This is a genomic window from Porphyromonas loveana (genome assembly GCF_003096695.1).
GTDB lineage: Bacteria > Bacteroidota > Bacteroidia > Bacteroidales > Porphyromonadaceae > Porphyromonas > Porphyromonas loveana.
Genome location: NZ_QEKY01000004.1, coordinates 21,965 through 44,491, shown reverse-complemented (window position 1 = coordinate 44,491; position 22,527 = coordinate 21,965). Strand labels below are relative to the sequence as shown.

Annotated in this window: 17 protein-coding genes, 1 pseudogene and 1 CRISPR repeat array; of the genes and pseudogenes, 1 reads left to right on the top strand and 17 read right to left on the bottom strand. The window is 47.6% G+C overall.

All coding sequences use genetic code 11. The annotated features are described in order from the left end of the window. Nucleotides 1-120: 120 nt before the first annotated feature. Together C7382_RS02885 and C7382_RS02880 are read right to left on the bottom strand one after the other, a co-directional pair. The gene (locus C7382_RS02885) at nt 121-1,731 is read right to left on the bottom strand and encodes a hypothetical protein (RefSeq protein ID WP_116678817.1); all 1,611 of its coding nucleotides are present in this window, start codon (nt 1,729-1,731) and stop codon (nt 121-123) included. Continuing rightward, nucleotides 1,724-2,260: a 3'-5' exonuclease family protein gene (locus C7382_RS02880; protein WP_116678816.1), complete on the bottom strand. Its 537-nt coding sequence runs from the start codon at nt 2,258-2,260 to the stop codon at nt 1,724-1,726. The genes C7382_RS02885 and C7382_RS02880 overlap by 8 nt, the downstream gene beginning before the upstream one ends. 1,165 nt (nt 2,261-3,425) lie before the next feature. Next, nucleotides 3,426-4,267: direct repeats of the CRISPR family, unit length 37 nt; unit sequence CTATCTATACAGTATCAGTCTCAAAGGCTATCAAGAC. Nucleotides 4,268-4,394: 127 nt separating this feature from the next. On the opposite strand from C7382_RS02880, the gene C7382_RS02875 reads away from it, so the two are divergent. Beyond that, on the top strand, nt 4,395-6,143 hold the full coding sequence (locus C7382_RS02875) for an SIR2 family protein (RefSeq protein ID WP_116678815.1): 1,749 nt from the start codon (nt 4,395-4,397) through the stop codon (nt 6,141-6,143). Between the two features lie 170 nt (nt 6,144-6,313). Here C7382_RS02875 and C7382_RS02870 read toward each other — a convergent pair whose 3' ends face one another. The 15 genes and pseudogenes from C7382_RS02870 to ctlX form a co-directional block, all read right to left on the bottom strand. Beyond that, nucleotides 6,314-8,419, bottom strand: coding sequence for a hypothetical protein (locus tag C7382_RS02870; protein WP_116678814.1), 2,106 nt, complete (start codon nt 8,417-8,419; stop codon nt 6,314-6,316). 69 nt (nt 8,420-8,488) lie between these two features. Beyond that, complete coding sequence (locus tag C7382_RS02865; protein ID WP_116678813.1) at nt 8,489-8,746, bottom strand: zinc ribbon domain-containing protein; 258 nt, start codon at nt 8,744-8,746, stop codon at nt 8,489-8,491. 204 nt (nt 8,747-8,950) lie between these two features. Then, nucleotides 8,951-9,280, bottom strand: a complete 330-nt coding sequence (locus C7382_RS02860) for a hypothetical protein (RefSeq protein WP_116678812.1) — start codon at nt 9,278-9,280, stop codon at nt 8,951-8,953. A 124-nt stretch (nt 9,281-9,404) separates the two neighbouring features. Then, nucleotides 9,405-10,322 carry a restriction endonuclease gene (locus C7382_RS02855; RefSeq protein WP_116678811.1) on the bottom strand — a complete coding sequence of 306 codons (918 nt, stop codon included), beginning with the start codon at nt 10,320-10,322 and terminating at the stop codon, nt 9,405-9,407. A gap of 106 nt (nt 10,323-10,428) precedes the next feature. After that, nucleotides 10,429-11,148: a YwqG family protein gene (locus C7382_RS02850; protein ID WP_116678810.1), complete on the bottom strand. Its 720-nt coding sequence runs from the start codon at nt 11,146-11,148 to the stop codon at nt 10,429-10,431. After that, complete coding sequence (locus C7382_RS02845; RefSeq protein WP_116678809.1) at nt 11,149-11,331, bottom strand: hypothetical protein; 183 nt, start codon at nt 11,329-11,331, stop codon at nt 11,149-11,151. It abuts the gene before it with no gap. A gap of 523 nt (nt 11,332-11,854) precedes the next feature. Then, a complete protein-coding gene (gdhA, locus tag C7382_RS02840; protein ID WP_116678808.1) occupies nt 11,855-13,192 on the bottom strand; it encodes an NADP-specific glutamate dehydrogenase in 1,338 nt (445 codons plus the stop codon). A 340-nt stretch (nt 13,193-13,532) separates the two neighbouring features. After that, nucleotides 13,533-14,210 (bottom strand): annotated as a pseudogene (locus C7382_RS02835) (MIP family channel protein); the annotation flags it as partial. Between the two features lie 265 nt (nt 14,211-14,475). Further along, nucleotides 14,476-15,636 carry a 1-acyl-sn-glycerol-3-phosphate acyltransferase gene (locus C7382_RS02830; RefSeq protein WP_116678806.1) on the bottom strand — a complete coding sequence of 387 codons (1,161 nt, stop codon included), beginning with the start codon at nt 15,634-15,636 and terminating at the stop codon, nt 14,476-14,478. 18 nt (nt 15,637-15,654) lie between these two features. Then, entirely contained in the window at nt 15,655-16,641 is a 987-nt protein-coding gene (locus tag C7382_RS02825; RefSeq protein WP_116678926.1) for a D-alanine--D-alanine ligase, read from the bottom strand. 77 nt (nt 16,642-16,718) lie between these two features. Next, nucleotides 16,719-17,837, bottom strand: a complete 1,119-nt coding sequence (locus tag C7382_RS02820) for an RluA family pseudouridine synthase (protein WP_116678805.1) — start codon at nt 17,835-17,837, stop codon at nt 16,719-16,721. Nucleotides 17,838-17,858: 21 nt separating this feature from the next. Continuing rightward, complete coding sequence (locus C7382_RS02815; RefSeq protein WP_116678804.1) at nt 17,859-18,515, bottom strand: PASTA domain-containing protein; 657 nt, start codon at nt 18,513-18,515, stop codon at nt 17,859-17,861. A 522-nt stretch (nt 18,516-19,037) separates the two neighbouring features. After that, the gene (locus C7382_RS02810; RefSeq protein ID WP_133241528.1) at nt 19,038-19,763 is read right to left on the bottom strand and encodes a toxin-antitoxin system YwqK family antitoxin; all 726 of its coding nucleotides are present in this window, start codon (nt 19,761-19,763) and stop codon (nt 19,038-19,040) included. A gap of 140 nt (nt 19,764-19,903) precedes the next feature. After that, the gene (gene pruA, locus C7382_RS02805) at nt 19,904-21,535 is read right to left on the bottom strand and encodes an L-glutamate gamma-semialdehyde dehydrogenase (RefSeq protein WP_116678802.1); all 1,632 of its coding nucleotides are present in this window, start codon (nt 21,533-21,535) and stop codon (nt 19,904-19,906) included. A gap of 58 nt (nt 21,536-21,593) precedes the next feature. Continuing rightward, entirely contained in the window at nt 21,594-22,526 is a 933-nt protein-coding gene (gene ctlX / locus C7382_RS02800; RefSeq protein ID WP_116678801.1) for a citrulline utilization hydrolase CtlX, read from the bottom strand. Nucleotide 22,527: the final 1 nt, after the last annotated feature.

The following is a 22,527-nucleotide window of genomic DNA, read 5'->3' as shown; positions in this document are numbered from 1 at the left end:
GAACACAATTAGAATGACGGCAACAGCAATAATGAAAATACAACAGCATATGCATATACAGCAACAGCTACACACACAGCTGCAAACGCTACTTACCACACACATAAATGACCTCCTTTTTTATTTTCTGTTTTTTATATGATATCTAATGGGGAAGTACAAACACATCGCTATGATGACTGTCGTGAATGTATCCCCTATACTCCATGTCATTCCATTTCCTCCGAAAGCAAAAAGCCATTTGAACCAGCCGTCATCTGCAAACGTATTGATCCCGAACAGCCCCGTCAGCAAAGCGAGTGGCAGATACACATTCGCCACCTTGTTCAGTTTTCCCTGCTCATCAATCTCCAAATAGTTGAAGAGCTCTGCCATCTCTTCATCCAAGGCCTTTACATCTCGCTCTATGTTCATATTCCTCTGAAACATCTCATACATTTCTATTCCCTGTATCTGAGACGTTACTTCCCTGAAAAAGATTTGATTGAGGAAGCGGATATAATTTTCATACAACCCCTTGATATGCTTTCCGACCTTCTTTTTCTTCCCCAAAATCTCCTCTGTCAGATTGGCTATTTCTCCGCTGAAGCGCAATACGCTTGCTCGCTGCACCAAACAAAGAATAGCCATCTGATAGTACATACTGGTAAAGTGTGTTTCAATTAGATCCCAATTGGTGAGATAAACGGATGAATCTCGAGTGATACCAATCAGAGTCCCCGACTCTACCCATCGAGCATAAGTACATCTTTGCGTTTCCGACAACTGCATATCTCCGTTAGCGATGCCAAGGTCCAGACCGTCTCCAAACATATAGCGTGACCAAAAGTCCTTCTTAGATCCTACTTCGTAGGCATACTTAGGTTGGTTGCCTCCTCGGCATAAACTGCCAATTCGGTCTCTGAAACTTCGGGATCGCTTGCATTCTTTTATTTTATCTGACAATTCCTTATTGTAATAGTAACTCAAAAAATACATCCGATCATCCATTATGGGCGATATACGGATGGTACCTGCACGTTCGTCTTCATCTCTAAAGACAAACTTGCACCATGGGTCGCCTACCTGATCCGTGGGGCTGTATCCAAAAACTTGACGGATATGATCGGGAGATAAGAATGCACTTCGATGCTCAATGCTCTCCTCATATTGTCGAAAATCCTCATAGAAATTGAGCGACCCGATATGTCCCGAAATAGAATCGGCCAAAAAACGATTCTTGGCACCCAAACGATTATCTTCTGTTAAAAACTGAGGATATAGACGACGCCCAAAATCATTGATGCGGAGAATATCTTCTTCATCCGTGTACTTGGTGTTCTTCAGAGAGAATGAAACAATGCCGACACCGGTATCGAATACATGGACAGACACACGGTCCAACGTCAGATCATAAGTCTTGGAGAATTTAGCCGTGCGAATATTTATTGAGTACACCCCATCTGCAGCATCCAGCTCGTAGTAATAGACTGACTCATTCTCCTCCGTCCCGTAGAGCGCTTTACGGGCGAAAGGATGAAAGTAAACATATTCGTTGTAGTATTTTGCCGATTGTCCTATTTTGAAATAGCTACGCTTCAGGGGGCTTACTTCCGAGTATAATCGGTCAAAGGCTCGTATATCCGCTCTATCATTGTAGGGAATGTGTTCCTTTGGGGACACTTTGCGACCGATATAATCCCACTGAAACGGGAATATGAAAATATGGCAGCTGCTATTTTTATCACACATCAGATTGGTATTTTTTTAGAATAAGCATACCAAGGTATGCATCAGAAAGAGCATTATGCGGTACATAACCTTCAGGAAGAAATTCCTGTGCAATCAGACTACTGCGTACGCTGTCGGGATTCACTCCTCGCACCCACAAAAGTGTAGCCAGATCCATCGGTATGTAATGAATACAAGTTGGCAGCGACTGTACTCCCCCGAAAAGCGAACAAAATTGTTGCCAATCATGGTAAGCTACGTCCGCCCACACTTGTACTACATCGCCTCGATTTTCCAACCAACTGGTAAGTGGTACCACGACTTCTTGCCTACTACCACGAAATGATGTCAGCCTCCCTTCATTCATCTGAGGCAATTTCTCCAGAACAGGGAGCACATGTTCACGGACAAAAGGAGAAAGGGCCTCGCCTTCTGCCGATGGCAATATAGAATAGAAAGCATCTCCCCTCTCATCCACCAGTGCGAGAGAGAGGAGTGTGGCCTGATCGTGCAGATTGGCAAACTCAGTATCCAAGAAAACCTTTATCATATAACTATCGGATTCTGCTACAATACTTCGTCATATTTTGCCCGCAAAAACGAACGTAAACGCGGATGGAGTCTTCCGAATACCACCCGGTAGCAAATATAAACAAAAACTATATACAAAACATGTAAAAACTCTTATGCACACACCCATTGGGCAGGACAACCTTCTCACACATATCAGTGATCGAATCCGTAAATGCGGGGATAGCCAGGTGCACACACCCATTGGGCAGGACAGCCTTCTCACACATGATTATTATGATGACTCCGATTGTCGGGAAACTTCTGCTTTCGCCCTGTTCTCAAAATTGTTACGATGAATCCGATTGCTCCGATTCATCGACAAACACTTAGTACGAAGAGCCAAAAACAAGATTTTTCGCGCTTTCATACTTGTACGCAGAGGTAAAAAACGACGTTTTCATATTCGCGTACTTGTACGCAAAGCCCAAAAACGCAGTTTTCATGTTCGCGTACTCGTACGTAGAGCTCGAAACAGTGTTTCTCGAGCTTTCGTACACGTACGATAGGCAGAATCGGCATTTTTAGCGCTCATCGAAACTCTTTGGAAAGTCAGATTCGGATTGTTTCGACTCTTCGTTCATCTACGTCGCATCGCCGGCTGTTTGCGGGGAGAAGATACCATCGGTCGACAGTCATGCGAAAAGATGGTTCCGACCGATCGGACTGCTCCGACAGCCCCGATCGGCTCACTCGAATTGCTTCAGTAAAATACCGGCACGAAGAACGCGCGGAGCCGAGTTTTCATTTTCGAATAATGTCGAAAGACCTTGCAAGACTTTACTCTTTGATTTTCAACGCATTACTGCTTTTCTCCCTTTTTGCTGTTTTTCGAAATACGAGAAAAATCCCTGTCGGCTTCATTATTTTCGAATAAACAGCCTTTTAGGCATTTGTAACTGCCTGATTATCAATGGGCAGTTTTCGCAGAATTCGAAAATTGAGAAAATGGAAACTTTTTTTCATTTCTTTCGAATGTTTAGAAACTTTGTATATCTTTGTCACAGAATGAGATAAGGCCTATTGCGAGTGGATAAATGTTCGTGCATGAACATTTTGACCCCTCGATTTTCGAAGAAAACCAATAGGTTTGTTATCAGTCAGTTGCCCACTCAGGTGCTCTTTAACTTATTGATAATCAACGTCTATCTATACAGTATCAGTCTCAAAGGCTATCAAGACCTAATTTTTGAGCAGTCAAAGTTGGACTTAAACTGCTCTATCTATACAGTATCAGTCTCAAAGGCTATCAAGACACTTAAATTGCTCTACGGTCATCGACCGTAAAAAATTCTATCTATACAGTATCAGTCTCAAAGGCTATCAAGACAAATAGTTTTTCCTTGTGCTATTGCCATATTTAATCTATCTATACAGTATCAGTCTCAAAGGCTATCAAGACGCCGTACAGGGCCCATTCTCCGCAGTCCCTACAGCGCTATCTATACAGTATCAGTCTCAAAGGCTATCAAGACATAAACTCGGTGTAGGGTTGCTTGGTCTTAATAATAACTATCTATACAGTATCAGTCTCAAAGGCTATCAAGACCGTTTGAGTCCTTGCAAACGAATAGGAGGTCCTCACTATCTATACAGTATCAGTCTCAAAGGCTATCAAGACTAGATAGTAATATATCACTATCTAAATAGTCAAAATGGTCTATCTATACAGTATCAGTCTCAAAGGCTATCAAGACCTGAGCAGGAAGCAGTGATTTCGTCACTGCCTCAATCTATCTATACAGTATCAGTCTCAAAGGCTATCTTATAACCACCTGAATATCAAACAGCAATCATACACTCAATCTATCTATACAGTATCAGTCTCAAAGGCTATCAAGACCTTTTCCTCTGATGACATTGTGTCATCAGGGAATATCTATCTATACAGTATCAGTCTCAAAGGCTATCAAGACTTGTATGGGGGCCGCTCGTCGCACAATTTGTTAACTATCTATACAGTATCAGTCTCAAAGGCTATCAAGGCGCACGATAACAGTAAAGGGGAACTCTCTTCATGCTATTCCAGAGATTAGGTCGGTAAAATCATGCCTTGTAACTTCCCATTTGCAACTTGTCGTATATTTGTGCAGAAATTTAACAACTCGACGAAGATGGCGGAGGATAAATCGCAAGGATCAACCAATGTCGACACTTTTACGCTTGAAGAATTGGCTCACAGACTTAAGGAGTGTAAGGACAATGGGAAAAAGCCGATTTTTCTCATCGGAGCAGGCTTTTCTGTCTCCGGAGGTATCCCCCTTGCAAAAGGTGTCGTAGAAGATGTTAAAAAGATATATCCACATCATAAGGATAAATCTGTCGAATATCCTGCTTTGATGAGTGTCCTCACTGATGATCAAAGAAGACGTTTGTTTAAGGACTATATTGATAACTCTTGGATCAATACCGCCCATATGTATTTGGCAAAATTGTATGCAGATGAGTATATTGACTTTATTTTAACTACGAACTTCGATGATCTTATTCTTCAGGCATTGGCTGTGCTGAATAAATTTCCTCCGACATACGATATGACCTTAATACATGAAGAAGATTTAGGTACCTCTGGGTTTGAAACGGGTTCTATTTTCTATTTTCATGGACAGAGACACGGCCTCTACCATCTTCACACAAAAGACCAAATGGAGAGGGTTAAAACTTCTGTAAATATTATCTTTGGACGTATTATTTCGGATAGACCATGGATCGTTATTGGATATAGTGGTGACGATCCAATTCTCGAACGAATGCGTAATATTTCAACTTTCAATAGTGGGCTATACTGGGTCACCCATGATCAGCTACCGGACAAGGTAAAAGAGGCCTTCGAAAAAGGCGAACTAAATGGGTTGAGACAATGCCAATATAGTAACGGAGCTGATATGTTTATGCATGAACTATACCAAAAACTCTATGAAAAAGAAGAATCGGGAATAGACTTCTCCAAATATAAAAAGGAGTGGGAAGATAAGATTGTTTTTTTCGAAACAATGGCATCGTTGTACTCCAAAAACAACATGTATTTGAATCTTACTCATGAAGAACGTGCCAAGTTTGAAAAACTTATGATAGAGGTGTCTCGCAATAACAATTCGAAAATATATAATACCAATTTAGCTCATCTGTTAAAGGATATTCAAGAGCTTATTACTAACAAAGAAGTGCTTAGGAGACTATTCAAATCTAATGGTATTTTGGACGAAATAAACAGCCAATTAGGCCAGACTGCCTTTGGCAATTTAAAGCCAGATGACAAGACAAAGGTATTGGGAGTGCTTCGTGATATATACGAGTTTTTTTTGGAAAACGATGTTATTCAGGGAATAGATAGAGAAAAGATTTGCCGTCTATATGTAGCTATCGGGTATAGCAGATACGAAAACGATAAGGCTATTGATGACTTAGAGAATGTCCATGAAAAACTATTGGGACTACAAAATGGAATTACTGATGTTGATACATATATTCTGTGGGATAAGATATTGGATGCTTTAATAGAACAAGAAACCAACGCAGATAAAAAGGGTATATATCAATCGCAGCAAGACGTGAACAATCAGGCGAAGGTGGCGTTAGAAGAGAAGAAGGAAATAAATCTAAAATTCTATCGAGGGTGTGCTTTCTTGGAATTCGCAAAAAAGATGAAAGGAGGTCAGGAGAAAATTGATTTGCTATATGATGCTTGCGCTATATTTAGAGCCGTAACGGATGATAATCCGGAACACAAAGCTGCATGGGAGAAATGGCTCGATGCTCTTGAGGCTCGTCATCCACTATTAGATGCAGAAGGGAAAAATGAGGAAGCTAACATGGCGAAACAAAAGGCAATAGAGATACAAAAGCGGATAAAAGACCTATGATGCAGATAGGCTGAGCGATATCCACTCCCTGCTACAGAAAAATGATGCGTCTACTCACTTCTTTGTCTTTTCATTAACAGCAAACACCCGTGTAGAGAGGAGCAGCGAACTGCTCCTCTCTACACGGGTGTTTGCTGATTCGTCTCTCAGCTGTTGAGAGACAAGAGGGTTTACTTGATATGCGCGAGGGCTTCGTCCACAGCTTTAAGGAGAGGAGTGACTGAGATCGGCGAGCCTACAGCATTCTGCATCCATAGCTGCGGTATGATGCGTCCCTGTGTAAGCATACGCTTGATCTCTGCTGCCAAGGATTTATCGGCGATATGTTGACCGATCTGGAAGTCGATAATATGCCCCATCGGATAGTTGGGGAGATAGAGCGGATAGTCGATCATGTGGGAATAAATGCCCAAAATAGTCTCGTCCTTACCGCCCAAGATGCCGGCGTAATACTTATTCCACACCTCACGTGCCGCTTGTATGACTGCTTGCTTGAGCTCGCCGGCAGTAGCAGTGGGATGTGCATACATCCACTCCCACACGGCCATATCCACAAGTGCTACACCCATGATTTCATACGAATTCCAGAAGTTGGTCAATGCCTGGTTGTACACCTGTTGCGCATCGGGCTTGCTGACTCCGAGCAATTCCAAGTCGCGCGCTTGGAAAAGAAAAGCGATGGCTTCGGTAAAGGATGTATTGGGCACACCGGTGAGCATATAGTAGTCCACATCGTTCATCGTGATGGTCTGCTCCGTATTGTGTCCAAACTCGTGTACGGCAATGTTGTAGCCCTTATAGTCCATCCCCGTATCGGCAATGCGGGTGCGCAGATGTGCGTAGTCGTTACGCATCATCGAACCCGCGGCATGACCGGCACCACGCGACGGATCCACCATCACCAACGAAGCTATGCGCTCGGCATCAGCACTATCGAAACCAAGTTTACGCAAGATATTAGGCAAGTCGGCTTTCAGCGCTTCGGGTGTGGGATACTTGGCCGCGGTGATCTTGTCCAATTCGCTCTCGGGCATCCCGGATTGAGCACGAAAACCATTGTACCAGATATCGTAAGGCTCCAACTGACGTCCTAATCGTTTACTGATGAGAGCGGCTACTTTCTTCACCTGCGGCGAGGATAATAAGGATTCGAATAACTGCTTAACATCCTGCTGCGGGATCTCCATATCGCCTTCGAATGCACGGAGAATCTGATCGGGCAGCTGCGGCATATATTCATCCAAGGCCTTCATCGCATGGAAATTGGCCAAGAGATGCCCGTATCGCGTATCGGGTTCGGCATGCCCCTTCAGCGTCGTACCATCGGCTCTGTAGAGCGTATTGGAGTGCGGATCCCATTGATAGTCGTTCTTGTTGATCACTTCGATCGGGATGCTCTGGTCGATAATCCGCTTCATGACAGCATAGATCATCCGCTGCTTCTCCTGTCCGTTCTGTGCATCGGCATAGTTACTCTTGATCTCGTCGCGCAACCCCCAGTGCGTGATCAGCTTCATATCACGGGGGAAGAGCGTGGAACCATCGGCACGCTGCAGATAGCCCATACATATATTATAGTCGGATATGTAAGCATCGCCACGCGTCATCGTTTCGGACACATGCTGCAACACCTCGGCAGGCACTCGCGACGTAAAGCGGTCACCCATACGGGCAAAGGCCCATTCTTCCCTACTCCACTTGCTTCCGAACTCCATCTTCTCGGCTAAGGGATAATAAGGGAAATTCAGTGCAGCGATGAGTCCCACCTTATTGGCATAGAGGTCATCGCTCAAATGTGCCGAAGGGCTGTACCCTCCGAATATCATATCCAGGGGGGTGATCTCAGGCCCTTTGAGGTGGAGAGGCTCTTTGAGGGAAAGATCGATCTTGTTGTAATAGCCGTGGAGTATCTCCAGATTGCGCTCCAGCGTGCGATACATACGGCGTTGTCCTTCGAGGGTGGGCACAAAGTTGTCCATGACAAATGTGCGGAAAGCCTCTATATCACCATCCCCCACTCGCCAGAGGGCTCCCACTTGCGATACGCCTCTTTCGGCACGGAGACGCACACTTTCGCCATAGCGCTCAACCAACTTATCGGTCAGTTCACTTAGCATTTCTTGCCTGAAAGCTGCACGTTTTTGCATCGGATTGATGTTTTGGGTGTTTTCTACCGAAGTTGCTGCTTGGCTCTGCGCATATGCCATCTGCATTCCCGCGGGGAGCATGGCCAGCGACCAAGCCAATGCCAGCATCAACTGTTGTCTTTTCTTCATATTGCAAAAGGATTATATCAAAGGGATTATTAGACAATGGAGAACATGGGGCTTTTCGTCGGACTCTTTCTATTTTTTCCAACGACTGAGACGCTTCATACCACGGGTAAAGAGCCAAGCCGTAAAGCGCGAATGGCCATGCGAGATCATGATCCGGCGGCACTTTTCTTGGAATTCTTTGACATCAGTACAGTTATCTGTAAACGCTCCGTTCTGATAGCAAAAGCTACAATAAAGCTTACTCAGCGTACCGTCAGCGTTCGTTCCACCGAGATTGGGGTCTTTCTTGAGCGGCATGCCGCAGCTCTGACAAATCTTTTGTTCCATAATGCAAGCTCTTTAGTTGTGTATCGACCAGAAAGCCGCAGCCCCGTAGCGGGGAGTAGTGCCGCTTTCCGATCGTAACAAAGATAAAGACATCGCACCAAAACACAAGCAAATACAGACAAAGAGAAAAAAGAAGGGCCGCCACAATCGGCAGCCCTTATCGCAATAAGCATTACATGGTATGCAATTGCTTAGAATAGTTGTTCATTTATCTCCTTTCTGCTTAGACCATTTGGTTGCTTCTCGCGGATTATGTCCTTCTAATCCTGGTATTTTATGATTTTTCTCTTTCCCCTCATTGGAAAGATTCAAATTCTTTGCATTCCGTCCTAAATAACATCCGATTTGCTGAACGGCAATTTGTTCTTTTTGTTTCTTTTCTCTTCCGCTTTTCGCATAGGCCTCAACAAACTCATCCCATTTTACCTTGTCTTTTGTAATAAGCGCCTTAATTACATCATGTGACGTAAAAGTGTCATCCATTAAGGGAAGTATTTCTTTAATATTTTTTGCAACAATGTCTATTTTCGTCATCGCATTTTAAACCGAGGGTTATTATTCAATTTCAACATTACTGACCGACCAGCAACATACAAATATACCAATTTTCACCAGAAATATAGGCGGAGAGCAAAATCACGTAGAAAAGATTGGGCGATCATTCCTCACCGAAGTAATCACTATCAAGCTTTTTCAATTCGTAAATCTGCTGAGTAGTGCAACCAAGATTATAATCGATCATCAGTTGGGCCAACTGTTCACCATCGATCAAAACAATCTTTGTTTCATTTTTCGGTATATAGCCCAACGCCTCTTTGGTAAAACTTGAAGTCGTTATGAAAATTCCTTTTTTAGCACCTTGTCCGGCAAGAGCTCCTACAAAGCGCTGAAGTTCGGGCCTGCCGACGACATTCCCCGGCTTCCAGCGTTTGGCTTGGATATAGATAATATCGAGACCCAATTTATCTTCTTTGATGGTTCCGTCTATTCCTTCATCTCCACTTTTCCCCACTGCTTTTCCAGCTTCTTTGATCGAACCGCCATACCCCATTCTGACTAAGAGCTCGACAACAAGTCTTTCAAAAAAAGCAGGCGACAGTTCGATGACCCTATTAAGTAGTTCGGAGGCAAGCGATCTTCTAATCCTCTGATATGCCTTGTCGAGATTTTCTTCAGGAGTCTGCATATTATTTTCTGCATCGGTAGCCTCTTCTTCAGTTTCATTATCTTTTCGAGACGCCTTCTGAAACTCTAAGTACGATGGGAATCGCCTCAAATATCTTGTGTCAATTCGGCTAATTCCTTCCGAAAGGACTTGCCTACCAAGATCCGTTATTACTACGATGGCTCGACTGGGGGAATCGAGCAAGCCCGCTTTCTTTAGATATGTTTTTGCCCAACCGACACGATTGTCAAAGATTGCCTGAGTGCCACTGGACAAAAGCTCTTTCCGTTCTTCGTTAGTAACTGCAAATTCCGTCGCCAAACGCTCAAGGACATCTCTAACTTTGTATTCCTTCCCATCTGAAACGCATTTCAGAAACGGAAGCATCAAAGTCTGAAAATCTGGTATCATATTTCTTTTCTATTATTAGTTATTATAGAGAACACTCCAAACCACGCTACAGCATGCACAAATATAAACAATTTCCTTCCAAGAGATAAAATTCAAGGATCAGCTTTTAGTAGCACTGTAAAAAGAACCAGGTTTTATCAAATTGTTTGTTTAGCATTGCCTCTTTCTTAACCCAAAAATAAAGTCGTCCACAGTCTCCCCACATCATTTCACTGGTCTCATCACTGTCAATCTGCAAAAGAAGTCGCCACTTGGCTGCTTCCGATCTAAAGATGGCTGCCTTTTTGGCATTATAGTTTACAATGTTATTTCCAGGCCAATTGTATAAGTGCTCACAATCTATTTCCATTTCGCCTTGGATATTATCCGAATAGCCTAATAGCTTGTTTATTAGCTCGTCATCACCCTTAATTTTCTCCCAAAATATATCTTTGTCTACATCAGAAAGGCTGTTATAAATCTCATGTTCATGGGAGGGAAGACTGATTTCGGACTTAACGTCTACAGAACATGGATTGAAACGAGAATAGACCGGTAAGTCTTTAGGGAAATCTATCCTTCTAAGCTCTGAAAAATCGCCATCCCAATAAATAATCTTGAACCTATTTTTATCTTTATGACTGTAGCCCCATGCATCTTGTTCTGAGGTGTAGAAGAAATATAAAATACCCGTTTGGGGCAATAAACCGTCTTGATCGAAAGGAGACACTTCGGAAAGATTGATTTGCGCGATAAAAGAGAGAGGTTTGGTAATCGTTTCCTTTTTCTTGCTATAGAAAAAGAAATATTTCTTTTCTCGGCTCACTTTGATGTTTGTTTCTGTCACTCATGGTATATCTTTTGGCAAGTCCGGTCTTCCAACTATTTTGGTCCGACCAACTGCCATACAGTTTTCGTCTGTTGCATTCAGATGCAGTCTGATTGAATTACGTACGTGTAGTTTCAATTTATCAAAACAATGCCCTAATCCATTGGTTTCAAGTCTGCTTTTTAATTCTTCAATATCCATTTATGAGGCTGTTTAGAATACGTGTCAATACACAAATATACGACTTTCTCCCCCTCGAAGAAGAGGCAGAGTAACGCCAAGTATAAAGAAAGGTGCTACCATCGTATATAGTTTGATGAAGCAAAGCATTGAGGAGGGTGAGAGGGAGATCAAAGGACGATAGTGAGACGAGGTTTGCAAGAGGAACGGCCCTGCAATCGAATGTGTCCACAATAAAGGATAAAAACATCCTTCGAGAAAGACAGAAATGTCCTCAGTGAAGGACACTTCTGTTCTTTATGGTATTAGCGTTGGCGATCAGGCCTTTGGGCCTTGACCAAGCGAACTGAGCATAGTGGTCGTAGTATTCTCTGTTTGGAGTTGCGCCTTTGCACCACTTCAGGTCGCAATTGACAAGAGAGACTTAGGCCGATTCCGTATAGGTATAAAAAAGAAGGTGCGCCAAAATCTACGTTTTGGCACACCTTCTCGGTTGGTAACCGGAACGCTCATAGCGAGCGACCGGATGCCGATTAGCAAAGGATTAGCATACGCCCTGAGCTACCATAGCCTTGGCAACCTTCATGAAGCCAGCGATATTAGCACCCTTCACGTAGTTGATGTAGTCGCCTTCCTTACCGTAAGTAACGCACTGTTCGTGGATGTCGTTCATGATCTGGTGCAGCCACTTATCCACTTCTTCGTTAGTCCAAACGAGGTGCATAGCGTTCTGCGTCATTTCGAGACCTGAACAAGAAACACCACCTGCGTTTACAGCCTTACCGGGACCGAAGAGAATCTTCTGCTCTACATAATATTCGCCTGCTTCGGCCGTACAACCCATGTTAGAAGTTTCGGCTACAAGGATCACACCGTTCTTATGCAGCATCTTGGCATCTTCGAGGTTCATTTCGTTCTGTGTAGCGCAAGGCATAGCGAAGTCTACCTTCTGCTCCCAAGGTTTCTTACCGGCGAAGAACTGTGCATTGGGGAATCTCTTCACGTAGTCAGAAACAACGTCGTTGCCACTGTCACGCAGGTCGAGCATGCACTGGAACTTTTCGGGCGTGTTGATACCATCGGGGTCGTAAACGTATCCGTCAGGACCTGAGATAGTAACTACCTTCATGCCCAGCTCGGTAGCCTTCTGAGCAACACCCCATGCTACGTTACCGAAACCGGAGATAGCCAAAGTCTTGCCCTTATAGTCTACGCCGTTCTGACGACACATGTTCTGTACGAAGTAAACAGCACCGAAACCAGTAGACTCGGGACGCAGGCGAGAACCGCCGAACTCAAAGCCCTTACCGGTAAGCGTTCCCGTATGCTCACGAGCAAGCTTCTTGTACATACCGAACATGTAGCCTACTTCGCGACCACCTACGCCGATATCACCTGCGGGGATATCTGTGTCGGGGCCGATGTTGCGCCACAATTCGGTCATGAAGCTCTGGCAGAAACGCATGATTTCGCCTTCGCTCTTGCCCTTGGGTGCGAAGTCAGCACCACCCTTACCACCACCCATGGGGAGTGTAGTAAGTGCGTTCTTGAACATCTGCTCGAAACCGAGGAACTTCAAGATTGAAAGATTCACAGAAGGATGGAAACGGATACCTCCCTTGTACGGGCCGATGGCGTTATTGAACTGAACGCGATAACCGATGTTTACCTGTACCTTACCTTGGTCGTCTACCCAGGGTACTCGGAAGGTGAATACGCGGTCCGGCTCTACGATACGCTCAATGATACCGTTCTTTTCGAACTCGGGATGTTGGTTGTACACTTCTTCTACTGAGAGAAGAACTTCCTTCACTGCTTGGAGGAATTCGCTTTCGCCGGGGTGTTTAGCCTCCAGCATTGCCATAATTTCTTGGGTCTTCATAGAGAACACTAAAAATAATAGTAAGAGATTACTCCGACAAAAGTAGGTAATGCGTTTGGAACTTTCAAACCTTTTCTGATAAATCTTCCTCCCCCTCCCAATAAAGTCTGAGAAAGTGTTTATAACATCTTGTTGAAGCTCCGAGAAAGGAGTTCCCCAAAGGTTGCATCATGGTGTGAGAACACCTCCTTCTGTGCCAAGATTGGCGTAAGATTACCATCGGCCAATACGCCTCCTTTGCATTTCACTTTTCCTTACAAACAGAGAAAGAGGGCATGCCAAAATTTTTATTTCGACATGCCCTCTTCTATCTCAGAGAAAACAATTCGCTCGTCTCGGCTTATCGCTGTTCCGGCGTGCTGATAGCATTCCAAATGAAAGCAGCACAAGCTGCTCCCACGAACGGAGCTACGATGAAGAGCCACAACTGGCTCAGAGCCTCGGCACCTGCAAAGAGGGCGGGTCCGAAACTACGTGCCGGGTTAACAGACGTTCCCGTGATGGGGATGCAGACAATGTGAATGAGCACCAGTGTGAGACCGATGGCCAATCCGGCTACTGTACTATTGCCACTGCGAGAGGTTGCACCCAATACAACAAGAACAAAAATACAAGTGAACACCAACTCTGCTATAAAGGCGGGCAGCATCAAAGCGGGATCAAATCCGTTGGAACCCGTAGCAGTCAGCCCCATAGGCGAAGCGATGGCATAGAGAATGGCCGAACCGACAACGGCTCCAATAAATTGGAAAAGCATGTACATACCGGCGTCCTTGCCATTCATTCTGCCGGACAAGAACATACCCAATGTGATGGCGGGATTGATATGGCAGCCGGAGATTCCACCGATGGCATAAGCCATGGCCACTACAGACAAACCAAAAGCAAGGGCTACACCGAGCGTACCAACTCCTGTGCCAACTGCTCCTGCGGCTCCACCTGCTATGACTGCACTACCGCAACCCATCAGGACGAGCACCATCGTGCCCAAAAGCTCTGCGAAATACTTCTTCATACTTTCTTTGTTTTTAAATGAGAACTATGGGAAACCACAAGAGATTTCCCGTTGGAAAAACTTATTTACCCCAAATATAGGTTTTTATATAAAGATACACAAATTCACCACCTCAAAATTCAAATAAGAAAAGGCTTTACAATCTCCTCGCTGCGCTAAGAACAGGAGAAAAATAAAAGCTGTGCCCCACCCCGTCGAGGCATTCGACAAGGTGTGGCACAGCCCTCAAATATAAAACGACGGCTCCTACAGCATCCAAGCAAACCGACTAAACGGCCTGAGCAGCGTAGTATGCTTTAGCAGGATTGGCGTACATGGTGAGGATGAGTCGCGTCAGTGTGTCCACATCCTTATCTTCCATTTCTATCTTTTCGACTTGTCCCGACAGATAGTTCAAGAAAGTTTCTCGCTCTTCTGGGCTGTAATGCGTTCCGGCATGATCCACGCCGTCAAGCATATCCCACGCTACATAATTGCCCGGATAGAGACGATAGCGACGATGAATCTCCAGATCGATCAGACGTGCCACCTCTGCAAACTGCTGCACTTGTGGCAGATCAGGCGAAACGGAGCCGATCAAATCGGCAAGCGGCGTACCTATTGTAAAATGCACACGCCCCTTGTAGCCGAATATACCGGTCTGCATGTTGAGCATATCTTCCCCGGGAGCTTTTTTATAGCCGGGGTTGCGTTTCTTGCGAAGCATCTCACGAGCCTTCAGATAGTCGCAAGGATCGTATTCGTAACTGAGCGAAAGCGGCACGATCTGCAGCTCTGCGAGGCTCTGTGCTCCCCAGTTGCCGCCACTCATGGCCAGCATCTTGAGCACACTGCTCTGCGTCCTGTCGTCGGCATCCTTGGCACGTCCTTCGCGCTGGGCTATCCAGATGGAGTCGCCCGTGGTCGTTATCGTGTGGCGGATGTAGGCCGAAAGCTTTTGGGACTGAGCGATCAGTTCGCGCATATTCACACCGCGACGAACAATGAAACTACCATTGAGGCGCACAAAGTCCTCCACCCAGGGACGTGACAGCAAGTTGTCGCCGATGGCTACTTGCGGCATCTTGTATTGGATATCGGCAAGTAGGACATTGAGAAAGGCAGAATCCAAAACGATGTCACGGTGATTGGAGATAAAAGTATAAGCCTTATTCTCGGGTATCCTGCTCCTGCCGCTGAGCGAAAGACTGAAAGTCGAAGCCTTGGCCACTGCCTGCACAGCCGAATAACCGAATGAACTCTTGAACTCCTCGATGGTAGTACTCTGCCGCATCATCTGCTCTAATGCTTCGGGTTTATAATCCCGCATTATTTTACCAAAGGTGTGGCGAAACTCATCTGAGGAGAGCAAGCGCTCCACTACGGCAGGGATCTCTTCATTGAGATAGGGTCTTATATCGTTGAAAGCTGTCGTATCTGTCATTGTCATGCTGTTGATCGTTTGTTATCAGTGGGACAATCCCTCCTGAATGATAGAACAAAGAACCTCTTTCATCTCCATTCCTGCAGCTCGCACCTGCTGCGGGATAAAGCTCGTGGGCGTCATGCCCGGGGTGGTATTCACCTCCAAGAGCGTGGGCACTCCGTCGGCTTCGATGATGTAGTCCACGCGGATAATGCCGCAGGCGTTGAGGTGCTCATATATCGCTGTCGTGAGTCGCTGTATCGCGACGGTCAGATCATCACTGATGCGCGCGGGCGTGATTTCCTCGACAGCACCGTTGTACTTGGCGTCGAAGTCGAAGAATTCGTTGTACGCCACCACCTCCGTTACCGGAAGTGCCACGATCTTGCCCTCTCGGCGGAAAGCTCCGCAGGTCACTTCCGTCCCGATGATCAGACGCTCCACCATCACCTCTTTACCCTCGACAAAGGCCTGTGCAATAGCCGGCAGGAGTTTGTCGGGCTGAGCCACCTTAGTCGTGGCAATGCTGGAGCCGCCCACATTAGGCTTGACGAAAAGTGGCAGTCCCAAGCGCACGATCAGCCCTTCCGCATCGGGCAAGACGGCACTCTCGGTCAGACGCACAGAGTCCGCAATGCGGATGCCGAAGCCGGACAAGAAGCGATTGCACACATATTTATTAAAGGTTAGGGACTCGACAAGCGTGTCACCCGTGCTATAAGGGATGCCTATCATATCCAGATAGCCCTGCAAGAGCCCGTTCTCCCCGGGTGTGCCGTGTATAGTAATGTATGCATAGTCGAATCGGATGCGCTCTCCTTCGTTTTCGAAGCTGAAATCATTCTTATCCAAAGGGACTCGCTTGCCATCGGCTATCTGCACCGACCACCCTTCTTGCTCGATGAGTACGAGAAAAGTGGCGAAGGGATCTTGTCCGAGCCATGAGAGAATGCCGGCTGCGCTCTTGAGCGAGACGGAGTGTTCTCCCGAATAGCCGCCTGCTACGACAGCGACAAAAGGTTTTTTCATCATGCTATATATTTAATACTGTATGGAGAAATTCTTGTTTGATAGATGAGGTAATGGGAGCAGCGCAAGGGCGCTCGTCAATAGTATTCACGTCCTTCGGACGCATAAGTGATGTACGTGCGCCAGCGCTCAAGCAAAGCCGTGAGATCGGCAGGCAGGTCGGAGTCGAACCGCATCTCCTCTCCCGTAATGGGATGACGGAAGCCGAGCGTCTTGGCATGGAGAGCCTGACGCGGACAAGTGGCGAGACAGTTCTGCACGAATCGGCGGTAATTGGCCGTGTTGTTGCCTCGCAGGATTTGGTCGCCGCCATATCGTTCATCCGCAAAGAGCGTGTGGCCGATATGCTTCATGTGTGCACGGATCTGATGCGTACGCCCCGTCTCCAGCCGACACTCTATCCAGCTCACGTAGGCCAACTCTTCCAGCACCTCGTAGTGCGTGACGGCAGGCTTGCCTATGTCCCCGTCGGGAGGAAAAACTGCCATCTGCAAACGATCTTTCAGGTCACGTCCAATATTGCCCGTGACCGTGCCGATGGGATAGTCAAAGCGCCCCCATACCAATGCGCGGTAGGAGCGATGCGTAGTCTTGTAGTAGAATTGCTTGCAGAGATCGGACTTGGCTTCTTCCCGTTTGGCCACGACGAGCAGACCGCTCGTGTCCTTGTCAATGCGGTGCACCAGTCCCAGTCGCGGGTCCATGGGGTCGTATTCGGGATCGTCGCGCAGATAGTAAGCCAAGGCATTGACGAGCGTACCCGTGTAGTTGCCATGACCGGGATGCACGACAAGGCCGGCAGGCTTATTGACGACGAGCAGGACATCGTCCTCGTACACAATATCGAGGGGAATATCTTCGGGTATGATCTCCAACTCGCGACGGGGGCGCAGAAGCTCCAGCGTCACCACGTCGCCGGGTTTGATGCGGTAATTGCTTCGGACGGGCAGCCCGTTGACAAAGATGGCTCCCGCCTCGGCTGCTTGTTGGATACGGCTGCGAGTGGCGTTGTTCATCCGATCGACAAGAAATTTGTCGATGCGGATAAGCGTCTGCCCCGGGTCGGCTACCGTACGGAAGTGCTCGTAGCGGTCTTCGTCCAGCTCTATTCCGCCATCCGAGATGTCTTCGAGCCCATCCTCTTCGAATAGCTCGGCCATCTCCTCGGTCATCTGATAGCGCAGCTCGTCGCTCATGCCAGAGTCCTCCTCCTTAGATTACCACCACGATTCGCTATGCTCATCCTCGTTCTTTTCGCCCAGACTGTCGGCCTGTGCGCCATAGGGAGTGGATTCGTCTATTAAGAGCGAATCACCCAGCAGCGGGCCATAGCCATTGACGATGCGCAGTACCAGCGGCGTGGTGATCGGCAGACGCGTGCCGGCCGGAACGCTGCGGCCATCGGCCAGCTCTACGCCGTCGGCCAGATTGACGTAATCGCCCGACACATATCGCTCGGTGATGCGTTCGAATCCCAACCCCTTCAGAACGGCCATGGCCTGACGACCGGACATATCCTTGAGATCGGGGATGATACCCTTGCGGGCATCGCGTGCAGTAATAGAGAGGAAGATAATGCGCCCGGGCTTGACGGTATTGCCACTGCTCGGCACCATCTCCACCACGACCCCGGGCGCCAAGGAAGCATCATAGACAGAGTCCACGATCTCGTAGCGGAGGTCGTGCTCCGCGAGGAGTCGCTCAGCCTCTTTCAGCCCCTTGCCTCGCAATTCGGGCATGATGATAGAACTATTGTGCCTCGTATAAATGTCCAAAGCAAACATCGTCCCCACAAAGATGAAAATGGAGGCCGCGATCACGAGCAACAGCGTGCTGATGATGGGATGCTTCCGGTAAAAATTCTTTAGTTGCATATCAATCCGAGTAATACTGGTTCGAAAACACAGCCAAAGTACGTAAAAAACCTCCAATCCTAAAAACGAAGCCACCCGCATTTCTCCGCCTACTTCAGCCTCACTATGATAAAAGACAAAGGGAGAGGACGTTGAAAGAATGAGAATTTCCCTTGTCATTTCATGTGGATAGAGACGAGACTACCTCCATCAAGCGTCATACACAAGGAAGACAATACATAATCATTGAGGGCATAATAACCTCTGTAGTTAATGGTTACGAGTAAAATCAACCAGCGAATCGTTTCATTATTTTCAATTTACGTGTAAGAAAACGATGAAAACATGCACCAAAATCCGTGAAAAATGGCGCCATTTCTTTTTCTTTTTGGTGCATATTTTTGGGAGAATTGGCGCATAATCGAAAAACTTTTGGCGCCTCGTTTTTTGACACCATACGTGAGATGCATTCGGCGCATAACACTATTCGCCTTTATCTCGGCACAAAGAGAAGGATATTCCGCTTTGTATACCAGACGACGATCAGCTCTTCGTCATGGGGATTTGCTTGCGGTCTTTCATTTTGCCCTGCTCGTAGCGGCATTCGATTCGGTATTGCAACTTGCCTTGGGCGTCGATGATTTCGGTGATTTCCATGCCGTGGATTTTGCCCCTGTCGTATGTGCGGCGAATGCGAACGTTCATGCCGTTGCCCTCGTCGGCCGTCTCCTCATACGAGCCGTGGAGTTCGTCGCCTTTGTAGTGCTTGATGGCTATTTCCCTGCCTTCGGGCGAATAGACCCGCTCTTCGCCCTCCTTTTTTCCTTTGATGTAATTGCTCTCGCGCTCCGTGCGGCCATTGGAGAAGAAGGTAGTGACCTTGCCGTTCATCTCACCATTGGCATAAGTGGCCCGCTTGCGAATGCCACCTTTGCTACCGCCGTAGTATTCTTCGTACAGCCCCTTCTTGCGTCCCTCACGGTACGTGGCTTTGGCGACGAGCTCTCCGTGGAGATACTCCCGATACGGCCCGTCCATAATTCCGTCCCGAAAAGTGACGATGATGTACTTGCGCGCATTCTCGATGAGCTTGACCTCGCCCGAAAGCGGGATGTGAGTCTTAGCCACTCGGTATGTGACCACTTGGTCTTTGACCTCGGTGATGTACTGCTCACGTTCATAAACGGTCTGTGCGGACACAGTTCCTCCCGCCATCGTCAGCAAGAGGATGAGCATTGCGAGCCACTTCTTTCTGTTCGTTGTCATCATTATTAAAGATTGAGTATGAGCAAAGAAAGGATGATTTGCCCTATTATCAAAAAGAAAAGGGGCCATGGCATAACCGAAGTTATGACACAGCCCCTCGGCCATTGGAAACGTAATGTACAACTCTTTCCTAAGAGTGAGCTTTAGTCCTCAGCCAAGAACGGATAAGGATAGTCCGTGGGAGGCACGAAGGTTTCCTTGATCGTGCGGGGATTGCACCAGCGCATCAGGTTGAGCGGACCGCCGGCCTTGTCGTTCGTGCCGCTGGCACGCGCACCGCCGAAAGGCTGCTGCCCCACGACTGCTCCGGTGGGTTTGTCGTTGATGTAGAAGTTGCCCGCCGAGAAGCGCAGTGCATCCAGTGCCTGCTCGATGGCATAGCGGTCGTGCGAGAAGATGGAGCCGGTGAGCGCATACTGGCTCGTGCCGTCGCACAGACGCAGTGTATCGGCAAAGTCCTTGTCTTCGTAAACGTACACCGTCAGCACGGGGCCGAAGAGTTCGTCGGTCATAGTAGCATAGCGGGGATTGGTCGTCTCAATAACGGTCGGCCGGATGAAGTAGCCCACACTCTTATCGCCCTCACCACCGAATACGATCCGTGCATCGGCATCGCGCTTGGCAGCATCTACGTACTTCATGATGTTGTCGAAAGAAGTCTCGTCAATAACAGCATTGACGAAGTTGTCGAACTGCATCACATCCCCCATCTTGATCTTGTCAAGCATGTCGCCCATGATCTCCTTGACACTGCCCCAGAGAGAGCGCGGGATATAGGCACGGCTGGCTGCAGAGCACTTCTGGCCTTGGTATTCGAATGCACCGCGCACCAGAGCCGTAGCCACTTCGCGAGCCTCGGCAGAGGGGTGAACCATGACGAAGTTCTTGCCACCGGTCTCACCGACGATGCGAGGATAGTTGCGATAGCGGTCGATATTGCCGGCGATACTCTTCCACAGCGTATTGAAAGTACCGGTCGAACCCGTGAAATGGAAGCCGGCCAAATGTTCGCTGGCAGTAGCCACACGGCCGATCAGACTGCCTTGTCCGGGCAGGAAGTTTACGACTCCGTCGGGCAAACCTGCCTCTTTGAAAATCTTCATCAAGAGGTAGTTGCTGTGAAGAGCAGTCGTAGAAGGCTTCCAGATGGATGTATTACCCATCATGGCCGGCGCAAGGTTGAGATTAGATGCAATACTGGTGAAGTTGAAAGGCGTGACGGCCAAAATGAATCCCTCCAGAGAGCGATATTCGACACGATTGAGGATGCCTTTGTCGCTGATGGGCTGGTCGGCATAGATCTGTCCGGCGTAGTAAGCACCGAAGCGCAAGAAGTCGATCAGCTCGCAAGGAGCATCAATCTCGGCCTGCATGGGATTTTTACTCTGCCCGAGCATAACCGAGGCGGCCAGCTCGTAGCGATACTTAGTTGCTACCAGCTCGGCTATGCGCAACATCACCGAAGCACGCTCCGTCCAAGGCAGACGACTCCAGTCCTGACGAGCCTTCTCGGCAGCTTCGATGGCCTGCAGCACTTCCTTCTCTCCTACCTTGTGATAGGTGGCGATCTGCACGCCATGATTGTGTGGCATCACGACGGAGCCTATGTCTCCCGTGCGGATTTCTTTGCCTCCGATTATGATGGGAATTTCTATGGGTGTGGAGAGCTGACGTTGGAGCTCTTCCTTGAGTTTTTTTCTTTCCGGCGTACCAGGTGCATAGCTATAAACCGGTTCATTGGCCGGCTTGGCAAAACTGAAATGTGAATTATTCATCTTTTTCTTTGTTTATGTATGATTAGTAATGTATCGAGCAAAAGACTGCCAGACACGCTTACTCAGCTTGGGGCAAAAAGATCTCGGCCAGCATGCAGCGAGCCGATCCGCCTCCATTCTTTTCTATAACAGATAGCTCGGGGGCCACGATCGTGCTGTACTGTTCGATGAGAGCCACCTGTTCCTCGGTCAGTGAGCGGCGAGCCTCGGCACTCATGATCAGCAGCGATTCTCCGGCTTCGCTTCGCAGCTCCAACATATTACCGGCGAAGTGCTCCACCTGCTCGTTGGTAATAGCGACGATGCGGTGTCCCGTCGTGGTCAGGCTCTCCTCCACTGCACGGCGCTCTTCCTCGTCGCGGATGCACTCCAGACAGATAACTGCATAATCCGTGGCCACGCACATCATCACATTGGTATGATAGATGGGGGCGCCGGCAGCATCCGTGGCGGAGAACATCAGCCCTCGGTAATCAAGTTCCGAACAGAACTCTTCCAGCACTTTCATATGGGTACGTTCGGATACACAGCAATAAGCGATGCGATTCACCCTGTCCAAGACCATACTGCCCGTTCCTTCGAGGAAGCAGTTGTCTCGCTCGTAGCCTGATAGATTGATGATGCGTTCCACACCTTCCATCTCACCCACAGTGGCCAGAATAGGCAGCTTGCGCTCCTGCTGGCGGTTGGGGGCGTACATGGGATACAACACCAACTCTCCGGTGATATGTGTACTGAACCAATTGTTCGGAAATATGGAGTCCGGCGTATGCGGCGTCTTCGAGTCCTGAATGACCCAGACATCCACGCCGTGGTCGCGTAAGAGATTCACGTAGCTGTCAAACTCTTTCTTAGCCTCACGCGCTACCGCTTCGGGGACTCCCGTCTCCTTCTGGAAACTGTTGTTCGTGGCTGTCTCCGCATTGTAGCCGAAGAGAGCCGGACGCACCATGAGGACGCGATTGGTAGCCTGTTTGCGAATCAATGCCATA

Bases quoted from the DNA above. Each gene is read 5' to 3' on its own strand.
- C7382_RS02860 (WP_116678812.1), bottom strand. From the start codon at position 9,280: ATGACGAAAATAGACATTGTTGCAAAAAATATTAAAGAAATACTTCCC.
- C7382_RS02820 (WP_116678805.1), bottom strand. From the start codon at position 17,837: ATGAGCGACGAGCTGCGCTATCAGATGACCGAGGAGATGGCCGAGCTA.
- C7382_RS02865 (WP_116678813.1), bottom strand. From the start codon at position 8,746: ATGGAACAAAAGATTTGTCAGAGCTGCGGCATGCCGCTCAAGAAAGAC.
- ctlX (WP_116678801.1), bottom strand. From the start codon at position 22,526: ATGGCATTGATTCGCAAACAGGCTACCAATCGCGTCCTCATGGTGCGT.
- C7382_RS02885 (WP_116678817.1), bottom strand. From the start codon at position 1,731: ATGTGTGATAAAAATAGCAGCTGCCATATTTTCATATTCCCGTTTCAG.
- C7382_RS02870 (WP_116678814.1), bottom strand. From the start codon at position 8,419: ATGAAGAAAAGACAACAGTTGATGCTGGCATTGGCTTGGTCGCTGGCC.
- C7382_RS02845 (WP_116678809.1), bottom strand. From the start codon at position 11,331: ATGGATATTGAAGAATTAAAAAGCAGACTTGAAACCAATGGATTAGGG.
- gdhA (WP_116678808.1), bottom strand. From the start codon at position 13,192: ATGAAGACCCAAGAAATTATGGCAATGCTGGAGGCTAAACACCCCGGC.
- C7382_RS02830 (WP_116678806.1), bottom strand. From the start codon at position 15,636: ATGACAATGACAGATACGACAGCTTTCAACGATATAAGACCCTATCTC.
- C7382_RS02815 (WP_116678804.1), bottom strand. From the start codon at position 18,515: ATGCAACTAAAGAATTTTTACCGGAAGCATCCCATCATCAGCACGCTG.
- C7382_RS02825 (WP_116678926.1), bottom strand. From the start codon at position 16,641: ATGAAAAAACCTTTTGTCGCTGTCGTAGCAGGCGGCTATTCGGGAGAA.
- C7382_RS02880 (WP_116678816.1), bottom strand. From the start codon at position 2,260: ATGATAAAGGTTTTCTTGGATACTGAGTTTGCCAATCTGCACGATCAG.
- pruA (WP_116678802.1), bottom strand. From the start codon at position 21,535: ATGAATAATTCACATTTCAGTTTTGCCAAGCCGGCCAATGAACCGGTT.
- C7382_RS02810 (WP_133241528.1), bottom strand. From the start codon at position 19,763: ATGATGACAACGAACAGAAAGAAGTGGCTCGCAATGCTCATCCTCTTG.
- C7382_RS02875 (WP_116678815.1), top strand. From the start codon at position 4,395: ATGGCGGAGGATAAATCGCAAGGATCAACCAATGTCGACACTTTTACG.
- C7382_RS02855 (WP_116678811.1), bottom strand. From the start codon at position 10,322: ATGATACCAGATTTTCAGACTTTGATGCTTCCGTTTCTGAAATGCGTT.